Origin of the sequence: Enterobacter cloacae complex sp. 2015409, assembly GCF_041365315.1 — a bacterium.
GTDB lineage: Bacteria > Pseudomonadota > Gammaproteobacteria > Enterobacterales > Enterobacteriaceae > Enterobacter > Enterobacter pseudoroggenkampii.
In genome coordinates, this window is record NZ_JBFTVM010000008.1 from 21,438 (window position 1) to 37,155 (window position 15,718).

The 15,718-nt window shown below is 57.6% G+C and carries 17 protein-coding genes; 7 read left to right on the forward strand and 10 right to left on the reverse strand.

Annotated features, from left to right (window positions below; translation table 11 throughout):
* Nucleotides 1-52 precede the first annotated feature (52 nt).
* From ivbL to ACDO57_RS21730, 3 genes are all read right to left on the reverse strand, one after another.
* On the reverse strand, nt 53-151 hold the full coding sequence (gene ivbL / locus ACDO57_RS21720; RefSeq protein ID WP_057979964.1) for an ilvB operon leader peptide IvbL: 99 nt from the start codon (nt 149-151) through the stop codon (nt 53-55).
* Nucleotides 152-298: 147 nt separating this feature from the next.
* Nucleotides 299-718, reverse strand: a complete 420-nt coding sequence (locus ACDO57_RS21725; RefSeq protein WP_148769206.1) for a type II toxin-antitoxin system HigA family antitoxin — start codon at nt 716-718, stop codon at nt 299-301.
* Nucleotides 715-1,029: a type II toxin-antitoxin system HigB family toxin gene (locus ACDO57_RS21730; protein ID WP_024907375.1), complete on the reverse strand. Its 315-nt coding sequence runs from the start codon at nt 1,027-1,029 to the stop codon at nt 715-717. The genes ACDO57_RS21725 and ACDO57_RS21730 overlap by 4 nt, the downstream gene beginning before the upstream one ends.
* 488 nt (nt 1,030-1,517) lie before the next feature.
* Between ACDO57_RS21730 and tisB the strand changes: the two genes are divergently transcribed.
* From tisB to emrD, 4 genes are all read left to right on the forward strand, one after another.
* Entirely contained in the window at nt 1,518-1,607 is a 90-nt protein-coding gene (tisB, locus tag ACDO57_RS21735) for a type I toxin-antitoxin system toxin TisB (protein ID WP_023309830.1), read from the forward strand.
* 64 nt (nt 1,608-1,671) lie between these two features.
* Nucleotides 1,672-2,118 carry a GNAT family N-acetyltransferase gene (locus tag ACDO57_RS21740; RefSeq protein ID WP_025910712.1) on the forward strand — a complete coding sequence of 149 codons (447 nt, stop codon included), beginning with the start codon at nt 1,672-1,674 and terminating at the stop codon, nt 2,116-2,118.
* A 62-nt stretch (nt 2,119-2,180) separates the two neighbouring features.
* Nucleotides 2,181-3,014, forward strand: a complete 834-nt coding sequence (locus tag ACDO57_RS21745; RefSeq protein WP_032648548.1) for an EamA family transporter — start codon at nt 2,181-2,183, stop codon at nt 3,012-3,014.
* A gap of 175 nt (nt 3,015-3,189) precedes the next feature.
* Complete coding sequence (gene emrD / locus ACDO57_RS21750; protein WP_032648550.1) at nt 3,190-4,374, forward strand: multidrug efflux MFS transporter EmrD; 1,185 nt, start codon at nt 3,190-3,192, stop codon at nt 4,372-4,374.
* Here emrD and ACDO57_RS21755 read toward each other — a convergent pair.
* Together ACDO57_RS21755 and dsdC are read right to left on the reverse strand one after the other, a co-directional pair.
* On the reverse strand, nt 4,277-5,365 hold the full coding sequence (locus ACDO57_RS21755) for a cellulase family glycosylhydrolase (protein ID WP_248166094.1): 1,089 nt from the start codon (nt 5,363-5,365) through the stop codon (nt 4,277-4,279). The genes emrD and ACDO57_RS21755 overlap by 98 nt on opposite strands.
* 84 nt (nt 5,366-5,449) lie before the next feature.
* Entirely contained in the window at nt 5,450-6,376 is a 927-nt protein-coding gene (gene dsdC / locus ACDO57_RS21760) for a DNA-binding transcriptional regulator DsdC (RefSeq protein ID WP_024907380.1), read from the reverse strand.
* A 204-nt stretch (nt 6,377-6,580) separates the two neighbouring features.
* On the opposite strand from dsdC, the gene dsdX reads away from it, so the two are divergent.
* Both dsdX and dsdA read left to right on the forward strand, forming a co-directional pair.
* A complete protein-coding gene (gene dsdX, locus ACDO57_RS21765) occupies nt 6,581-7,918 on the forward strand; it encodes a D-serine transporter DsdX (protein WP_290094220.1) in 1,338 nt (445 codons plus the stop codon).
* A 17-nt stretch (nt 7,919-7,935) separates the two neighbouring features.
* Nucleotides 7,936-9,222, forward strand: a complete 1,287-nt coding sequence (dsdA, locus tag ACDO57_RS21770; RefSeq protein ID WP_370884584.1) for a D-serine ammonia-lyase — start codon at nt 7,936-7,938, stop codon at nt 9,220-9,222.
* 35 nt (nt 9,223-9,257) lie between these two features.
* Here the strand turns inward: dsdA and ACDO57_RS21775 are convergent, their stop codons facing one another.
* The 4 genes from ACDO57_RS21775 to ACDO57_RS21790 all read right to left on the reverse strand — a co-directional run bounded on the left by ACDO57_RS21775 (nt 9,258) and on the right by ACDO57_RS21790 (nt 12,976).
* Nucleotides 9,258-9,605 carry a DUF202 domain-containing protein gene (locus tag ACDO57_RS21775; protein ID WP_024907383.1) on the reverse strand — a complete coding sequence of 116 codons (348 nt, stop codon included), beginning with the start codon at nt 9,603-9,605 and terminating at the stop codon, nt 9,258-9,260.
* Nucleotides 9,595-9,942: a YidH family protein gene (locus ACDO57_RS21780; protein WP_024907384.1), complete on the reverse strand. Its 348-nt coding sequence runs from the start codon at nt 9,940-9,942 to the stop codon at nt 9,595-9,597. Before ACDO57_RS21780 ends, ACDO57_RS21775 begins: the two co-directional genes overlap by 11 nt.
* A 92-nt stretch (nt 9,943-10,034) precedes the next feature.
* A complete protein-coding gene (locus tag ACDO57_RS21785; RefSeq protein ID WP_370884585.1) occupies nt 10,035-11,357 on the reverse strand; it encodes a 6-phospho-alpha-glucosidase in 1,323 nt (440 codons plus the stop codon).
* Entirely contained in the window at nt 11,354-12,976 is a 1,623-nt protein-coding gene (locus ACDO57_RS21790; protein WP_157188400.1) for an alpha-glucoside-specific PTS transporter subunit IIBC, read from the reverse strand. Before ACDO57_RS21790 ends, ACDO57_RS21785 begins: the two co-directional genes overlap by 4 nt.
* Nucleotides 12,977-13,197: 221 nt before the next feature.
* Here ACDO57_RS21790 and ACDO57_RS21795 point away from each other — a divergent pair, with 221 nt between their 5' ends.
* The gene (locus ACDO57_RS21795; protein ID WP_024907387.1) at nt 13,198-13,944 is read left to right on the forward strand and encodes a GntR family transcriptional regulator; all 747 of its coding nucleotides are present in this window, start codon (nt 13,198-13,200) and stop codon (nt 13,942-13,944) included.
* Here ACDO57_RS21795 and ACDO57_RS21800 read toward each other — a convergent pair.
* A complete protein-coding gene (locus ACDO57_RS21800) occupies nt 13,912-15,573 on the reverse strand; it encodes a putative transporter (RefSeq protein ID WP_024907388.1) in 1,662 nt (553 codons plus the stop codon). The two genes, ACDO57_RS21795 and ACDO57_RS21800, sit on opposite strands and share 33 nt — an antisense overlap.
* Between the last annotated feature and the right edge of the window lie 145 nt (nt 15,574-15,718).

A 15,718-nucleotide genomic window follows, 5' to 3' on the forward strand; every position in this document is an offset into this window, starting at 1 on the left:
CCCCGCCCGGTTTGCGCCGGCGGGGTTTTGGATTCGTGTGTTGATCCAGTCCCTACGGCGCATTGCCGACGACCACCACCACACGCACGACGACCACTGCGGCTGGTTGCGCAGTTTTTAGTAGGGTCGAAGTGAAGATGGATGAAGTCATTGGGGACCTGTGTTTGGAATCATTGATTGAATTTATACAAACACAGGTTTTCGGGCGTGACAATGGAAATATTTTCATCTGCGCAAAAATGCGTCAGGGATCACGTTTCGTTTGTTGGGTGGTGACACTCAAAAAGTCGACTTTGACTCACTCAATAAACAGCGCAGGTGATACCCCAAATCTGGCCGCCAGCTTTTTAATATGGTTCAGCGTAAGCTGTCTCTGACCATTCAGAACCCGTGAAACCATCGATTTACTGCCAATTTCATCCTGAAAATCCGATATCGTCAGGTTGTACTGATCCATTAAGGTTCTTAAAACCGCAACACCGACGGGAACGGACTCCATCTCCTTGCGTAATGCGACTATCTCTGGCCGGTTGGCTTCGTAACGGCTAATCCTGGCGCACACAATATCCAGCAAGGGGCTATCGGGCTCGTTCATGAGCAGATACTCAACCAGCTCAAGCGCATCTTTATAATCTTTCTCGCTCGGCTGTTCACCCAGTAAAGGAACAGCCGCAACAAGGGCATGCGTAGCTTTCATTGCATCAGCGACGATCATCATTTCTTCCCCTTAGTGCGATGTTTCTCCGTAAAACGGTCATATTCCTTATGAGTAAAAACATGGCGCACATAAAACTTTTGGCTTTCAAAGAAGATGAGAGCCACTACTCTGAGATTGTTGTTTGCAATATCAATAACATAATGCTTATCCAGATACTTAAAGTTATCCAGCGTCGGAAACAGTTTTTTCAGCGCAGCAGGTGTCGGGCAATGGCTCTTTTCGATGGTGCGGCCTAAAAACAGGAGCTCTTCCTTGTGCTGCGGAAACTGAGTTACCGCATCATAAATTGCCTTCATAGAGATTAAATGCATACTGCATGCCTGCCGCGTCCGTTGCCATTATGGCAACAATACCATGCATTGCCAATGTGTCAACAAACATCGTTGCGCCATCTAACATCTGAAAACAAAAAACCCCGCCGGAGCGAGGTTTTTATCAGGGTTTTGCGGTTGGTCGCCGCAGAACACACTGTGTTACGTCAACGCAAAAAGTATACGCGATCGAAGACGAACGCGCAATTCCGGCACGGATTTTGACGTTTTTGAGTATGGATCGCCTTTCGATTTTTGTCCAAAAAATACTGTTCATACATACAGTATTTATCTATACTGAGGGTGTTCGCAGTGAGCGAGGGGGCCGCAGTTCTACCGGCGCAACGAAGTCCTGGCTGAAACGGGTGGTGCCGTCAGTGCCTTAACCCCTGAAGTGAGCACACTGTGTTACGTCAATCCAGGTGCTGGCAACAGGCGGCGGAAAGGTACGCCAGCATCGTGCTCCTTTTAACCAAAAGGAGACGCGTATGAGCGTAGTGGATATGGTGATACTTATCCTCAAACTCATTGTTGCTGTACTGCAACTGCTTGATGCTGTCCTGAAATTCCTTCGGTAATTCAGGTTCAAGTCGCACCTGAGAGGGGCGGGCAACCGCCCCTCTTTAATAACGAGGGAATGCTATGTCGCGTCTGTTAATTGAGCCTGTCACACCGGATGAGCCGGGGTATATCGCCCTGAAGGCGGAAAGTATTGCACTGAATTTTAACATGCTGCGCAGGCTCGAAGAGAGCTGGCAGCGGGGTGAGAACCGCTTTAACGCGCCGGGTGAAAAGCTGTTAGGTGCGTTTCTTAACGGCAAGCTGGTGGGCGTGTGCGGCCTCAACCGCGATCCGTTCAGCCAGCAGCCGCGCGCCGGACGTATTCGCCATCTCTACGTCAGCGAGAAGTGCCGCGGGCTGGGGATTGGCAAGCAGCTTTTAACCGTCGTGATGGCCGATGCCAGCATCTGGTTTGATTTCCTCAATACCCATGCGCCGGACGCTGCCTACGGGTTTTATCGCCGGGCAGGATTTACGCTGGTCTCGGACGAACCGCGGGTAACGCACCGCCTTTTTTGTGCGGTGTAACCGGCTGGCAGCATCAGGATGTGAATGTTACAGTTGAGTGACAATTCACCACCCGATACGCCATGACCATCACCGTTTTCTGCATTTTGCTGTTCGCCGCACTGCTGCATGCCAGCTGGAACGCCATCGTTAAAGCCGGAACGGACAAGCTCTATTCCGCCATAAGCGTCAGCGGCTCCGCCACGGTTATCGCTCTGGTCTTACTGCCGTTTTCTCCACAGCCCTCTGCCGCAAGCTGGCCGTTTTTAATTGTTTCCTGCGCCTTGCAGGTGGTGTACACCGTGCTGGTAGCGAAAACCTATCAGGTCTCCGACATGAGCCAGACATACCCGCTGATGCGCGGCACCGCCCCGCTGCTGGTGGCGCTGATCAGCGTGCTGGCGCTCGGCGATAGCCTTTCGTGGCTCGCCTGGTCCGGGATCGGGGTAATTTGCCTGTCGATTCTGGCGATGGCGATGAACGGGCGCACGCAGTCGCGGAAAGGGATCTGGCTGGCGCTGCTGAACGCCTGTTTTATTGCCGGATATACGCTGGTGGACGGCACCGGCGTACGGCTGTCGGACACCGCGCTGGGCTATACGCTATGGACCTTCTTTATGAACGGCTTCTGCCTGCTGAGCTGGGCGATGGTGGCGCGTCGGCGCGAGGCGTCCGGCTACCTGCGTCTGCACTGGAAAAAGGGGTTGCTCGGCGGCGTTGGCACGATGGGCTCATATGGTCTGGCGCTGTGGGCAATGACGCAGGCACCGCTGGCGGTGGTCGCGGCGCTGCGGGAAACCTCCATACTCTTTGGCGCACTGATCGCTTTTCTGCTTTTAAAAGAGAAGGTTGCAGGCCTGCGCATCGCGGCGGCGCTGGGCATTGCCGGCGGCGCCATTCTGCTGCGCCTGGCGTAAAGCACTGGCAACATTAGTTGCCGTTCTTGTTTACAAATCCTGCCTTTGCCGGTTTTTTCATTCACCAAGACAATGCTTAAATTGTCATCTCTCTGTGGTAGATTCCTCGCGCATTTATGGGAATGCGCAGTCACTTATTCTTCATTTTTCTCTTTTGGCAAAAGTATTCAGCGACATGAAAAAGCAACGGAACGTTAACTTATTGTTGATGCTGGTGTTACTGGTGGCCGTCGGTCAGATGGCGCAAACCATCTACATTCCGGCGATTGCCGACATGGCAAAGGAATTAAACGTCCGCGAGGGCGCGGTACAGAGCGTAATGGCAGCCTATCTGCTGACCTATGGCGTTTCGCAGCTCTTCTACGGCCCGCTGTCCGACCGCGTCGGACGTCGCCCGGTGATCCTGGTGGGCATGAGCATTTTCATGGTGGCGACGGTAATTGCCATTACCACCCACAGCCTGACCGTATTGATTGCCGCCAGCGCCCTGCAGGGCGTCGGGACCGGCGTCGGCGGGGTGATGGCGCGTACCTTACCGCGCGATATGTATCAGGGTACCCAGCTGCGCCATGCCAACAGCCTGTTAAACATGGGTATTCTGGTCAGCCCGCTGCTGGCCCCGCTGATCGGCGGCCTGCTGGACACGATGTGGTCCTGGCGCGCCTGCTACGCCTTCCTGCTGGTGCTCTGCGTGATTGTCACCTTCAGCATGGCGCGCTGGATGCCGGAAACGCGCCCGCAGGATGCGCCGCGCACGAAGCTTATCACCAGCTATAAAACGCTGTTCGGCAACGGCGCGTTTACCTGCTATCTGCTGATGCTGATCGGCGGCCTGGCGGGCATTGCGGTGTTCGAAGCCTGTTCCGGCGTGCTGTTGGGCGCGGGGCTGGGCCTGAGCAGCATGGTGGTGAGCATTCTGTTTATTCTGCCGATCCCGGCGGCGTTCTTTGGCGCGTGGTTTGCCGGGCGACCAAACAAACGCTTCTCCACCCTGATGTGGCAGTCGGTGATCAGCTGTCTGCTGGCGGGTCTGATGATGTGGATCCCGGGGCTGTTTGACGTGATGTCGGTCTGGACGCTGCTCATCCCGGCAGCGCTGTTCTTCTTCGGCGCGGGGATGCTGTTCCCGCTCGCCACCAGCGGCGCGATGGAGCCGTTCCCGTTCCTCGCAGGTACGGCGGGCGCGCTGGTGGGCGGCTTGCAGAATATCGGCTCCGGCGCGCTGGCCTGGCTCTCGGCGATGATGCCGCAGACCGGGCAGGCTAGTTTGGGCCTGCTGATGACGCTGATGGGGCTGCTGATTTTACTGTGCTGGCTGCCGCTGGCGTCGCGTGTCCCGCATCACGAGCAGCCGGTTTAACCGCATGATGGCCCGGCTTATCGCCGGGCTTTTCACAGACAGGGGCGATCATCGCCTGCAATAACGGCTCTGGCGCTGGCCGCCAGGCGCCCTCTTCTCCGTCGTAAAACTGGAAATCCGCGTTAAGCGCATACGGGATTTTCGCCTTTTGCAGCTCGCAGGCCATAAAGGTGGCGAAGGCCAGCTGCGAAGCGGTTGGCGTAAAGCGGCTTGATTCTCCCACGCCCCAGCCCCCGACCCAGCTAACGTGCCCGGTTTTTTGCTGCCAGTGCAGCGCGGCGTTGATGCGGTTATGGATAGCCGCTTTCTCCGCCGCCGTGCCGGACGTCCACGGGTATTTACCGCTATTTTTCAGCGGCCCCCACGGGAAAATATGCCACTCCGCCAGCAGGTAGTTCTGGCTGTGCGCAGGCAGCTTCAGGCTGGATAAATCCTCCGGCGCGGCACGCAGGCGCGGCGCAATAAAGATCATGCGCTGCGGGTCCATGTCGTGGATCGCTTTAATGGTTTTTTCATACACGCGGTTTAGCGACGCGAGGTTGTGGTTAAGCTTGTCGGCTGGCTCATAAATGAGATCAAAACCCAGCAGCGGGTAGCTCTGACCGAAATAGTGCGCAACGGCAATCCACCAGTTGATCGTCTCTTTTTCGTTGTCGGCTTTTGGGTCGTTTTTATATTCATCAGCCTGATAAGCGATTATCGGGATCACGCCATACTGCTCGCAGGCTTCCACCAGCTTGCGCAGGTGAATCAGCCGCGCTTCCGTCGGCTCATCGGCCACGCGGATGCGCACGTGAGTAATGCCTTTTGCACGAAAATCGCGGACCACCAGCGGGTCGAATTCGCGTATGCCGCGCTCGGTGCGCGCCCAGTCCACATCCATCCCGACGCCAAGCTGCTGCGCATAATGGGCAGCCGTCAGCGGCGGCTCAGCGGCAATCGCCCAGCCGGAAGAGATCAGTAATGCAGAGACAATAAAAGGCTTTAACACGGTTTACCCTGGATAAATCGAAAGCATTACCTGTATTTAGCACGCTTTTTCATATTTGGTGTAGAGCGAAAGCGTAATAATTCTTCAACCTGCCAGTTCTCTCAGCCAGCCGATAAAGGCGTCAATTTTCGGCCACTGACGGCCAGAAAGCGTCGAAATATAGTAGTGCTGATGGCATTTCAGGGTCTTTTCGCCAAACGGGGCGATCAGCTCGCCTCGTTCCAGCCGTTTCTGCACAAGCCGCTTTCTCCCCATCGCAACGCCGACGTGGTTGATGGCAGCAATAATCGCCAAATCAGAACGATCGAAACCAATACCAGACGATGGCGGCATATTCACCGCAAAGTGCTGCGCCCAGCTCAGCCACTCATCCGTACCGGAATCATTGCTCCAGGCCTGACGGTCATGCAGCAGCGTGCAGTGGCTGAGGTTATCGGGGTTTTTCAACAGTTCATGCTCACGGGCATATTGTGGTGAACAGACGGGCAAAATTTCCTCGTCCATCAGGAAGTGATGAGAGAGATGGTTAGGCGGCGTATCGTCGAAATAAAGCGCCAGATCGATACCTGTTCGCTGCATATTGACGTAATCATTGCCGGTCAGGATGGTGAGCGAAATCGACGGGTAGCGACGGGTAAAATCACCCAGCATGGGCACCAGCCAGCACTGGGCGATCGATGGCCGGGAGTAGACCGTCAGCGTACCGGAGAGCGCCTGATTTTTGATATCCAGGATCTCCTGATTCAGGGTGTCGAGGGATGATTTTAGCGTCCAGTAGACGCGCTTTCCCTCCTGCGTCAGCTCGACTTTACGGTGCGAGCGGACGAACAGCTGAATGCCCAACTCTTCTTCCAGCAGGTTGATGCGGTGGCTCACCGCGCTGGGGCTAAGCGACAGTTCCTCCGCCGCCAGCGCGAAGGACTCATGCCGGGCGGCCACTTCAAAGGTGTACATTTTCGACAGCTGCCAGCCGTTTAACAGCCGGTTTCTGGCTTCATTTGCATCGGTCATCACAATTCTCACGCGTGGTTTCTGCGCTCAGCATACTGTTTAAGGGTGAATTTATGTGAACCTAATGCGGATTAAGTGCGCTTTTTAGAGCGCAGTCACTCAGTTGATCCAATCTGGCTCACCTGAACGCCAATTTATATCGTTTGTCAGCCCACGCCGATTTTTCGTCCAATACCCTCAGATGACATAAGGGTGAGGTGAGATATGGGATCTCAGGTCTGGGTTGTGGCAACGCTGCTGGTCAGCATTGTGTTGATTGTTTTAACCATCGTAAAACTGAAGTTTCACCCGTTCCTCGCGCTGCTGCTGGCGAGCTTTTTCGTCGGCGCGATGATGGGGATGAGCCCGCTGGATATGGTGAACGCCATTGAGAACGGCATTGGCGGCACGCTGGGCTTCCTGGCGGCGGTGATTGGTCTGGGCACCATTCTCGGCAAGATGATGGAAGTCTCCGGCGCGGCAGAGCGCATCGGGATCGCACTGCAGCGCTGCCGCTGGCTGTCAGCAGACGTGATTATGGTGCTGGTGGGCCTGATCTGCGGTATCACGCTGTTCGTGGAAGTGGGCGTAGTCCTGCTCATCCCGCTGGCGTTTTCCATCGCCAAAAAGACCCACACGTCGCTGCTCAAGCTGGCTATTCCGCTCTGTACCGCGCTGATGGCGGTGCACTGCGTGGTGCCGCCGCATCCTGCTGCCCTGTTTGTGACCAATAAATTAGGTGCGGACGTCGGGACGGTTATTGTCTACGGTTTGATGGTAGGCCTGATGGCCTCGCTGGTCGGCGGCCCGCTGTTCCTGAAACTGCTCGGCAATCGTCTGCCGTTTAAACCGGTTCCGGCAGAATTTTCAGACCTGAAGGTACGGGAAGAGCACACCCTGCCGTCGCTGGGCGCCACGCTGTTCACGGTGCTGCTGCCGATTGCCCTGATGCTGGTGAAGACCATCGCCGAACTGAATATGGCAAAAGAAGGCACGCTGTATACGGTGCTGGAGTTTATCGGCAACCCGATCACCGCCATGTTTATCGCCGTGTTTGTCGCTTATTACCTGCTGGGGATCCGCCAGCACATGGGCATGGGCGCGATGCTGACGCACACCGAGCACGGCTTCGGCTCTATCGCCAACATTTTGCTGATTATCGGCGCGGGCGGCGCGTTCAACGCCATCCTGAAAACCAGCGGACTGGCGGACTCACTGGCGCATATTCTCTCGAACCTGCACATGCATCCTATCCTGCTTGCCTGGCTGGTGGCGCTGGTGCTGCATGCCGCTGTCGGCTCCGCGACGGTGGCGATGATGGGGGCGACGGCGATAGTCGCGCCGATGCTGCCGCTCTACCCGAACGTCAGCCCTGAGATCATCACCATTGCCATCGGTTCCGGCGCCATTGGCTGCACGATCGTGACCGATTCCCTCTTCTGGCTGGTGAAGCAATACTGCGGCGCGACCCTGAATGAGACCTTCAAATACTATACGACGGCGACGTTTATCGCCTCGGTGCTTGCACTTGGCGGCACATTCCTGCTTTCCTTCATTATCTGAGCGCGAAGAGACGTATTATGGAAAACGCAACTATCACTACTTTAACCGCACAGTTTCCTCTGGTTGAGGATCTGATTGCCCTGAAAGAAACCACCTGGCTTAACCCGCGTACCACCACGCTGGCGGAAGGGCTGCCCTATGTCGGGCTGACCAAAGCCGACGTGGACGACGCGCACGCTCGCCTGAAACGCTTCGCGCCGTATCTGGCGAAAGCATTCCCGGAGACGGCCGCCACGGGCGGGATTATCGAATCCGAGCTGGTCGCGATCCCGGCAATGCAGGCGCGGCTGGAGAAAGAATCTGCTAAGTCTATTCCCGGCACCGTGCTGCTGAAAAAAGACAGCCATCTACCGATTTCCGGCTCGATTAAAGCGCGCGGCGGTATCTATGAGGTGCTGGCCCACGCGGAGAAACTGGCGCTGGAAGCCGGATTGCTGAGCGTTGAAGACGACTACAGCGTTCTGCTGGAGCCGCGCTTTAAGGACTTCTTCAGCCAGTACAGCATTGCGGTCGGCTCAACCGGCAACCTCGGGATGTCCATCGGCATTATGAGCGCACGCATCGGCTTTAAGGTGACGGTGCATATGTCTGCCGACGCCCGCGAGTGGAAGAAAGCCAAACTGCGCAGCCACGGCGTGATCGTCGTGGAATATGAGCAGGATTATGGCGTGGCGGTGGAGCAGGGACGCAAGGCGGCAGAAAGCGATCCGAACTGTTTCTTCATTGACGATGAAAACTCCCGCACCCTGTTCCTGGGCTACGCGGTGGCAGGCGAGCGACTGAAGGCGCAGTTTGCCGCACAGGGCCGCGTGGTGGATGCGGATCATCCGCTGTTCGTCTATCTGCCGTGCGGCGTCGGCGGCGGCCCTGGCGGCGTGGCGTTTGGCCTGAAGCTGGCCTTTGGCGATAACGTCCACTGCTTCTTCGCGGAGCCAACGCACTCCCCGTGCATGCTGCTGGGTGTTTACACCGGCCTGCACGATGAGATTGCGGTGCAGGATCTGGGCATTGATAACGTTACGGCGGCGGACGGTCTGGCGGTAGGGCGCGCGTCCGGCTTCGTGGGGCGTGCGATGGAACGCCTGCTTGACGGGTTCTACACCCTTTCCGACCAAAGCATGTACGACATGCTCGGCTGGCTGGCGCAGGAGGAAGGCATTCGGCTGGAACCGTCCGCGCTGGCGGGCATGGCCGGGCCGCTGCGCGTGCGTTCAGATGCCAGCGTTACCCACCTGGTATGGGCGACCGGCGGCGGCATGGTGCCGGAAGACGAGATGGCGAAGTATTTAGCAAAAGGCCGTTAATCGTAGGCCCGGTAAGGCGTAGCCGCCACCGGGCTTTAAAAGCTCACAATTTGCTGAATGTGAGTCACTGCGAAGAGTAAAGACAGAGACAGCACGGCCAGGGCGATCAGGAACTTATCCCTCACCGCCTTCGGCTGCACAAAATCGTTCTGCGCCACGTCCATCAGGTTTCGACTGCGGGTATAGCGCCATAAAATAATCGCCACCAGCGCCAGCACGACAAGCGAGATCCAGAACGGCACCCCGGTGCGGTGCCAGTTGTGCTTAATCGCGAGGGCAATCAGCGCGCCATACCCCAGAAGCGTGCGCAGCCAGGCGAGTGACGTCCGCTCCGGCTGCAGGCCGGGGTCCGCTTCGCGTCGCGCTTTGCGGCTATCCGCCATAGAACACCAGCACCATCACTACGCCCGCCACCGCCAGCAGAATCGCGCTGATGATAAGCAGCCCGCGGGTATAGGGCAGATCCTGCTTCAGACGCATCGCCTTCTCATTGCGCAGCCAGCGCAGGTAGCCGTAAATCGCCAGCACGCCCGCGAACAGGCACAGCAGCAGCGCCAGCACCTCGCGGATCAGCGGCGTGGCGAAATCGGGCGCGAGCTGATCGAGCCCCACCCCGGCGGCAAGGAATCCCAGCGCGGTGCGGATCCACGCTAAAAACGTGCGTTCATTAGCCAGCGAGAAGCGGTAGTCCGGCGCTTCGCCGAGGCGGGAAATTTTCATGAAGGTTCCTTGTCGAGCTACGGGCAGGCTTCAGCATAGCGTAAATCGACAAGGACAAGGAGACCGGCATCGGACGATGCCGGTCAGGACGATTAATGCAGCTCTGGCCAGTATTCTTTGTTGGCCTCGATCAGGTCATCCAGAATCGCCTTCGCGACGGACGCGCTCGGCACGGTTTTCGACAGGGTAATCGCCTGCCAGAGTTTCTGGTACGAGCGCTGCTCCCAGGCATCCACCACCAGTTTTTCCACCGCCACCTGCTGGCTCATCAGCCCTTTCTGGAAGTGCGGAATATTGCCCACCGTAAGCGGCTCCGGCCCGTTATGGCCCACCAGGCACGGGATCTCCACCATCGCGTCGGCATCAAAGTTATGGATGGCCCCGTTGTTGGGCACAATCAGCAGCATCCGCTCCTGGGTGTTAAAGGCGATTGCCGTCGCCAGATCGACGATGTACGACGCATGTTCGTCGATTTCCAGCTCACCGGCAGAGGATTTACCCGCCTCGATAATCGCCCGGCAGGAACTGAACACGTGCTTCTCACGGTGATCCATGACCTCATTGGCGCGGGTGCGTTCCGGGTTGGAATGCGCGACCACGTAGTCCGGGAACAGGTAATACTTCAGGTAGGTGTTCGGCATGGTGTCCGGATCCAGCGCCTGCACGTCTTTTGCTTTAGCGAACGTATCGTTCCAGCTCGCTTCGGTATGCGCATCTTCTGAAGGCGGAACATAGCCCTTTTTCGCCACGTATTCGCGCAGTTTCGGCATCAAATCGTTGCCGTTCAGATCTTCAATCGACGTCCACCAGCCGAAGTGGTTCAGGCCGTAGTAGCGCACGCGCATCTCTTTGCGGTCCTTCAGGCCGACAATCTGCGCCATGCGCCCTTCAATGCCGATCGGCATATCGCAGATGTTGAGGATTTTGGCGTTCGGACGCAGGCGGCGCGTGGCTTCCGCGACAATCGCCGCCGGGTTGGAGTAGTTCAGCATCCACGCGTTCGGAGAGTACTGCTCCATATAATCCACCAGCTCCAGCACGCCGCCGATAGAGCGCATGCCGTAGGAAATCCCGCCCGGACCGCAGGTTTCCTGACCCAGCACGCCGTGGCGCAGCGGGATTTTTTCATCCTTTTCGCGCATCGGGTATTTACCCACGCGGATATGCGCCATCACGAAATCGACATCGCTAAAGGCCGCTTTCGGGTCGGTGGTGTAGCTGAACTCAATCTCCGGAGCCTGTTCCTTAAGGATAATTTTGCACGCTTCGGCGATGGTCTCCTGACGCGCGCCGTCGTTGTCATAGAACTTCAGGGCGCGCAGCGGGAAACGGTCACGGTTGGCTAACAACATCAGGACGATACCAGGCGTAAAGGTGCTGCCGCCGCCTGCAATGACAACTGAGAATTTTTTCATGATATAGCCTCTGTCAGGGTGGTTTGTTCATTCGTTAAGGGGGTTTTCATCAGCGATTCCAGCTGGTCGCGCACCTGAGGAACGTGCAGGCCGACAATCACCTGAATGCCATTGCCACGTCGTACCACGCCGTGGGCGCCGAGGGCTTTGAAGACGTCATCGCTTTGCGTTTTCGCCATATCGACCAGGGCGATGCGCAGGCGGGTGGCGCAGTTGTTGATGCTTTCGATGTTGGCCGCACCGCCCAGCGCCTGCAGGAATCCGGCGGCCTGCCCGACCTGCTGGCTGGCCGCAGCCGGAGCTGTGGTTTGCCCACGCGCCGCCTTATAGTCGGCCTTGCTGTAGAGCTTGATTTCGCTCTCCTCCCGGCCCGGGGTTTTCAGGTTCAGACGTGCAATCAGCGTTTTGAAGACCACGAAGTAAATTCCGGTGAAGCAGAGGCCAATGCCGATCTGGGTGAAGACCGTCGCGGCGTGGTTATGGAACATCGGGATCCAGTTTTGCGGCAGGAACTGATCCAGCAGGCCGCCGCCCATGTTCCCGACCACGCCAAAGGTGTACATCACCGTCGCCATGGTCGCCGCCAGCACGGCGTGAACGGCAAACAGCAGCGGCGAGATAAACAGGAAGGTGAATTCGAGCGGTTCAGTAATGCCCACCAGCACGGCGGTGAGCGTTGCCGGGACCAGCAGCCCCGCGACCTTGACGCGGTTTTCCGGCGACGCGGTGTACCAGATCGCCAGCGCAATCCCGACCGAACCAAACACTTTTGAGTTACCGTGCAGGGCGAAGCCGCCTTCCGGGAAGAGAGTTTTCAGTGGCAGGGTGCTCTGACTGAATTCCTGCAGGTGCTGCGCCCAGTAGACCTGAATCCCCCCCTCAACCGCCGCCGGGCCGAAGATAAACGGGCCGTAGACGAAGTGGTGTAACCCGGTTGGGATCAGAATGCGTTCCAGGAAGGTATACACCCACACGCCCAGCGCCCCGGCAGAGCGCAGGAACGCCTGCAGAGACTCAATGCCCATCTGCACTTTCGGCCAGCCCAGCAGCGTCAGCCAGGCGCAGGGGATCATGACGAAGAATGCGAGGATAACGACAAACGAGCTGCCCTGGAAAATCCCCAGAAATACCGGCAGCGGCTTGTCAAAATAGCGGTTGTGGATGGCGGTGACGATGCCTGAAATCACGATGGCACCGATGATGCTGGTATCGAGCGTTTTGATGCCGGCAATCATCGCCAGCCCGCTTCCCGCCGTCGGTTCGGCGGAGAAGTCGACGCCAAAGAAGTGGCCCCAGGTCATCCCCATCGCGTTGATGAAGTAGTTCCAGGTCAGGAAGCTAATCAGCACAGCCAGGCAGGCGCGGCCCTGGGCCTGCTTCGCCAGGCCAATCGGCAGGCCGACGGCAAAAATCAGCGGCATATTGCGAAACACCGCCCAGCCGCCCTCTTCAATGATGTGAACAATCTGCGCGAAAAGATGATCGGGGGCCGTTAAGGCTTCGCCGACAAACAGCGGGTTGCGAAGCATGATGGCGATTCCCACCACGATCCCGGCGAACGGAAACAGCAACACCGGGGTAAACATGGCACCGCCAAAACGTTGTATTTGACTGAGCATTTTTAAATCCTCATGAAACAACCTGTAGGGGTAGAGGCCTTTATGGTTTTTTGCTGGCCTGAGGTGAGCATAAGAACTTACTGATGCGCGAACATGGCGTGCCGCTGCGATTCGTGATCGCATTCATGGTTTTATTTTGACCAATCAGGTCTACTTTTTGCGGTAAATATAGACATGTCAGGACGCCATCCACGCCCTGATAAGGGCAGAGAGGTCTACTGGTGATCTACAAATCTATTGCCGACAGATTGCGGCTGCGGCTGAATTCGTCGGACTACAACATCGGCAGCCCGCTGCCCGGCGAAAAAGCGCTGGCGCAAGAGTTCGGTGTGGCGCGAATGACCATCCGCAAGGCGCTGGATCTGCTGGTGAGCTGGGGGCTGGTTGAGCGGCGGCACGGCAGCGGAACGTTTGTGTCGCGCAAAGACGTTCACCACGAAACCACCAACCTGACCGGGCTGGTGGAGGTGCTGCGCCAGCAGGGAAAAGAGGTGCAGAGCAAGGTGCTGCAGTTCGAAGTGATGCCCGCCCCGCCCGCCATCGCCAGCCAGCTGCGAATTCAGGTGGATGAGCGGATCTACTTTTCCCGACGGGTGCGCTACGTGGACGGAAAGCCGCTGATGCTGGAGGACAGTTTTATGCCGGTGAAGCTGTTTCGCAATCTGTCGCTGGCGCATCTTGAAGGGTCAAAGTTTGATTACATCGAGAAGGAGTGCGGGATCACCATCAGCGGCAACTACGAGAGCCTGACGCCGGTGCTGGCAGATAAAACGCTGGCCGGTTATATGAACCTGCCGGAACAGACGCCGCTGCTGCGCATTACGTCCCTCTCCTACAGCGACAGCGGCGAGTTCCTCAATTATTCCGTGATGTTCCGAAATACCAGCGATTACCAGGTGGACTACCATCTGCGGCGCATCCACCCGGACGACCTGCTAGCCCATCCCCCAGAACAGCACCGCCAGTAGCTGTGGCGTAATGATGCGCAGGAACATCACCAGCGGGTAGACGGTGGCATAGGAGAGCGCGGCCGCGCCGCTGGTGGCGTGCAGGTTGTTGGCAAAGGCCAGCGCGGGCGGATCGGTCATGGAGCCCGCCAGCATGCCGCACAGCGTCAGGTAGTTCATTTTGGCGAACATCCGCGCCAGTATGCCCACCGTCAGCAGAGGAATCGCCGTGATAAAGATGCCATAGCCGACCCAGCTCATCCCTTCGCCCTTGATCAGCGTATCGACAAAATCCCCGCCGGACTTCAGCCCGACCACCGCCAGGAACAGCACGATGCCCAGCTCGCGCAGCGCCAGGTTGGCGCTCGGCGGCATAAACCAGTAGAGCTTACCGATGCAGCCGATACGCCCGAGGATCAGCGCCATAATCAGCGGCCCGCCCGCCAGGCCCAGCTTGAGCGCCACCGGGAAGCCCGGCACGTACAGCGGGATCGAGCCAAGGAGTACGCCAAGCCCGATACCGATGAACACCGGCAGCATCTGCACCTGCTGCAGTTTTTGCTGGGCGTTACCCACCATATCCGCCACGGCGTCGATGGACGACGGTCGCCCAACCAGGTTGAGGATATCCCCGAACTGCAGGCTGGCCTCCGGGCTGGCGACCAGTTCAACGCCCGCACGGTTGAGGCGGGAGATCACCACGTCATAGCGTTCTTTTACCTGCAGATCGCGTATTTTTTTGCCAAGAACATGCTCGTTAGTCACCACAACGCGTTCCACGCGCATATCGGTGCCACGGGTTGAGAGAGAGGTATCCACTTCCTGACCAATCACCAGCCGCGCGTTGTTTAAATCGCCGGGCTGGCCGACCAGATGCAGCAGATCGCCCTGCTGAATGATGGTGCCAGGCGCGGGCACCATCAGCATATCGTCGCGCTTAAGGCGCGAGCAGATGATATTGGCGCTGTTCAGGATCGGTACGTCCTGAATCGCCATATTGTTCAGGTTGGGGTTATCAACCCGAATGTTGATGGTTTTAATCGGCATATGGCCGTTGGTGAGCGTGGTTTCGTGGTCTTTCGCCTCTTTATCAACGTTAATGCGAAACAGGACGCGGACCAGCCACATGGAGAGCAGAATGCCGCAAATGCCAAACGGATAGGCCATGGCGTAGCTCATCCCCATCTGGTCGACGATGCCGGGTTCGATGCCCAAATCGCGCAGGATTTGCTGTCCGGCACCGAGCGCGGGCGTGTTGGTGACCGCTCCGGAGAAAATGCCCAGCACCACGGGCAGCGGGATAGCAAAGATTTTATGCAGAATGGCGGTGACCAGCCCGCCCATCACCACAATGCCGAGGGCAAACAGGTTGAGCCGCAATCCGGAAACCCGAAGTGAGGCGAAAAACCCCGGCCCCACCTGAATCCCGATGGTATAGACGAAGAGGATCAGGCCGAACTCCTGAGTAAAGTGGAGCATCTCGGCGCTCAGCACCAGCCCGAGCTGGTCGGCAAAGTGGCCGACAAAAATGCCGCCAAACAGCACCCCGCCGATCCCAAACCCGACGCCGCGGATTTTGATATTCCCTATCCACAGGCCAACAACAGCGACCAGGGCCAACACGCTGACGGTTAACGCGATATCACTCATGATCCACTTCCTTGGCATAACCTTAGCTATGCTAAGGATTCTCTCAGAGCCGTGGGCGGTTGTATGGGCGATGGCGCACAAAAAAGCCCTGCCGGGGCAGGGCTTTATCTTTTCACCCTCTCCCTGTGGGAGAGGGCCGGGGTGA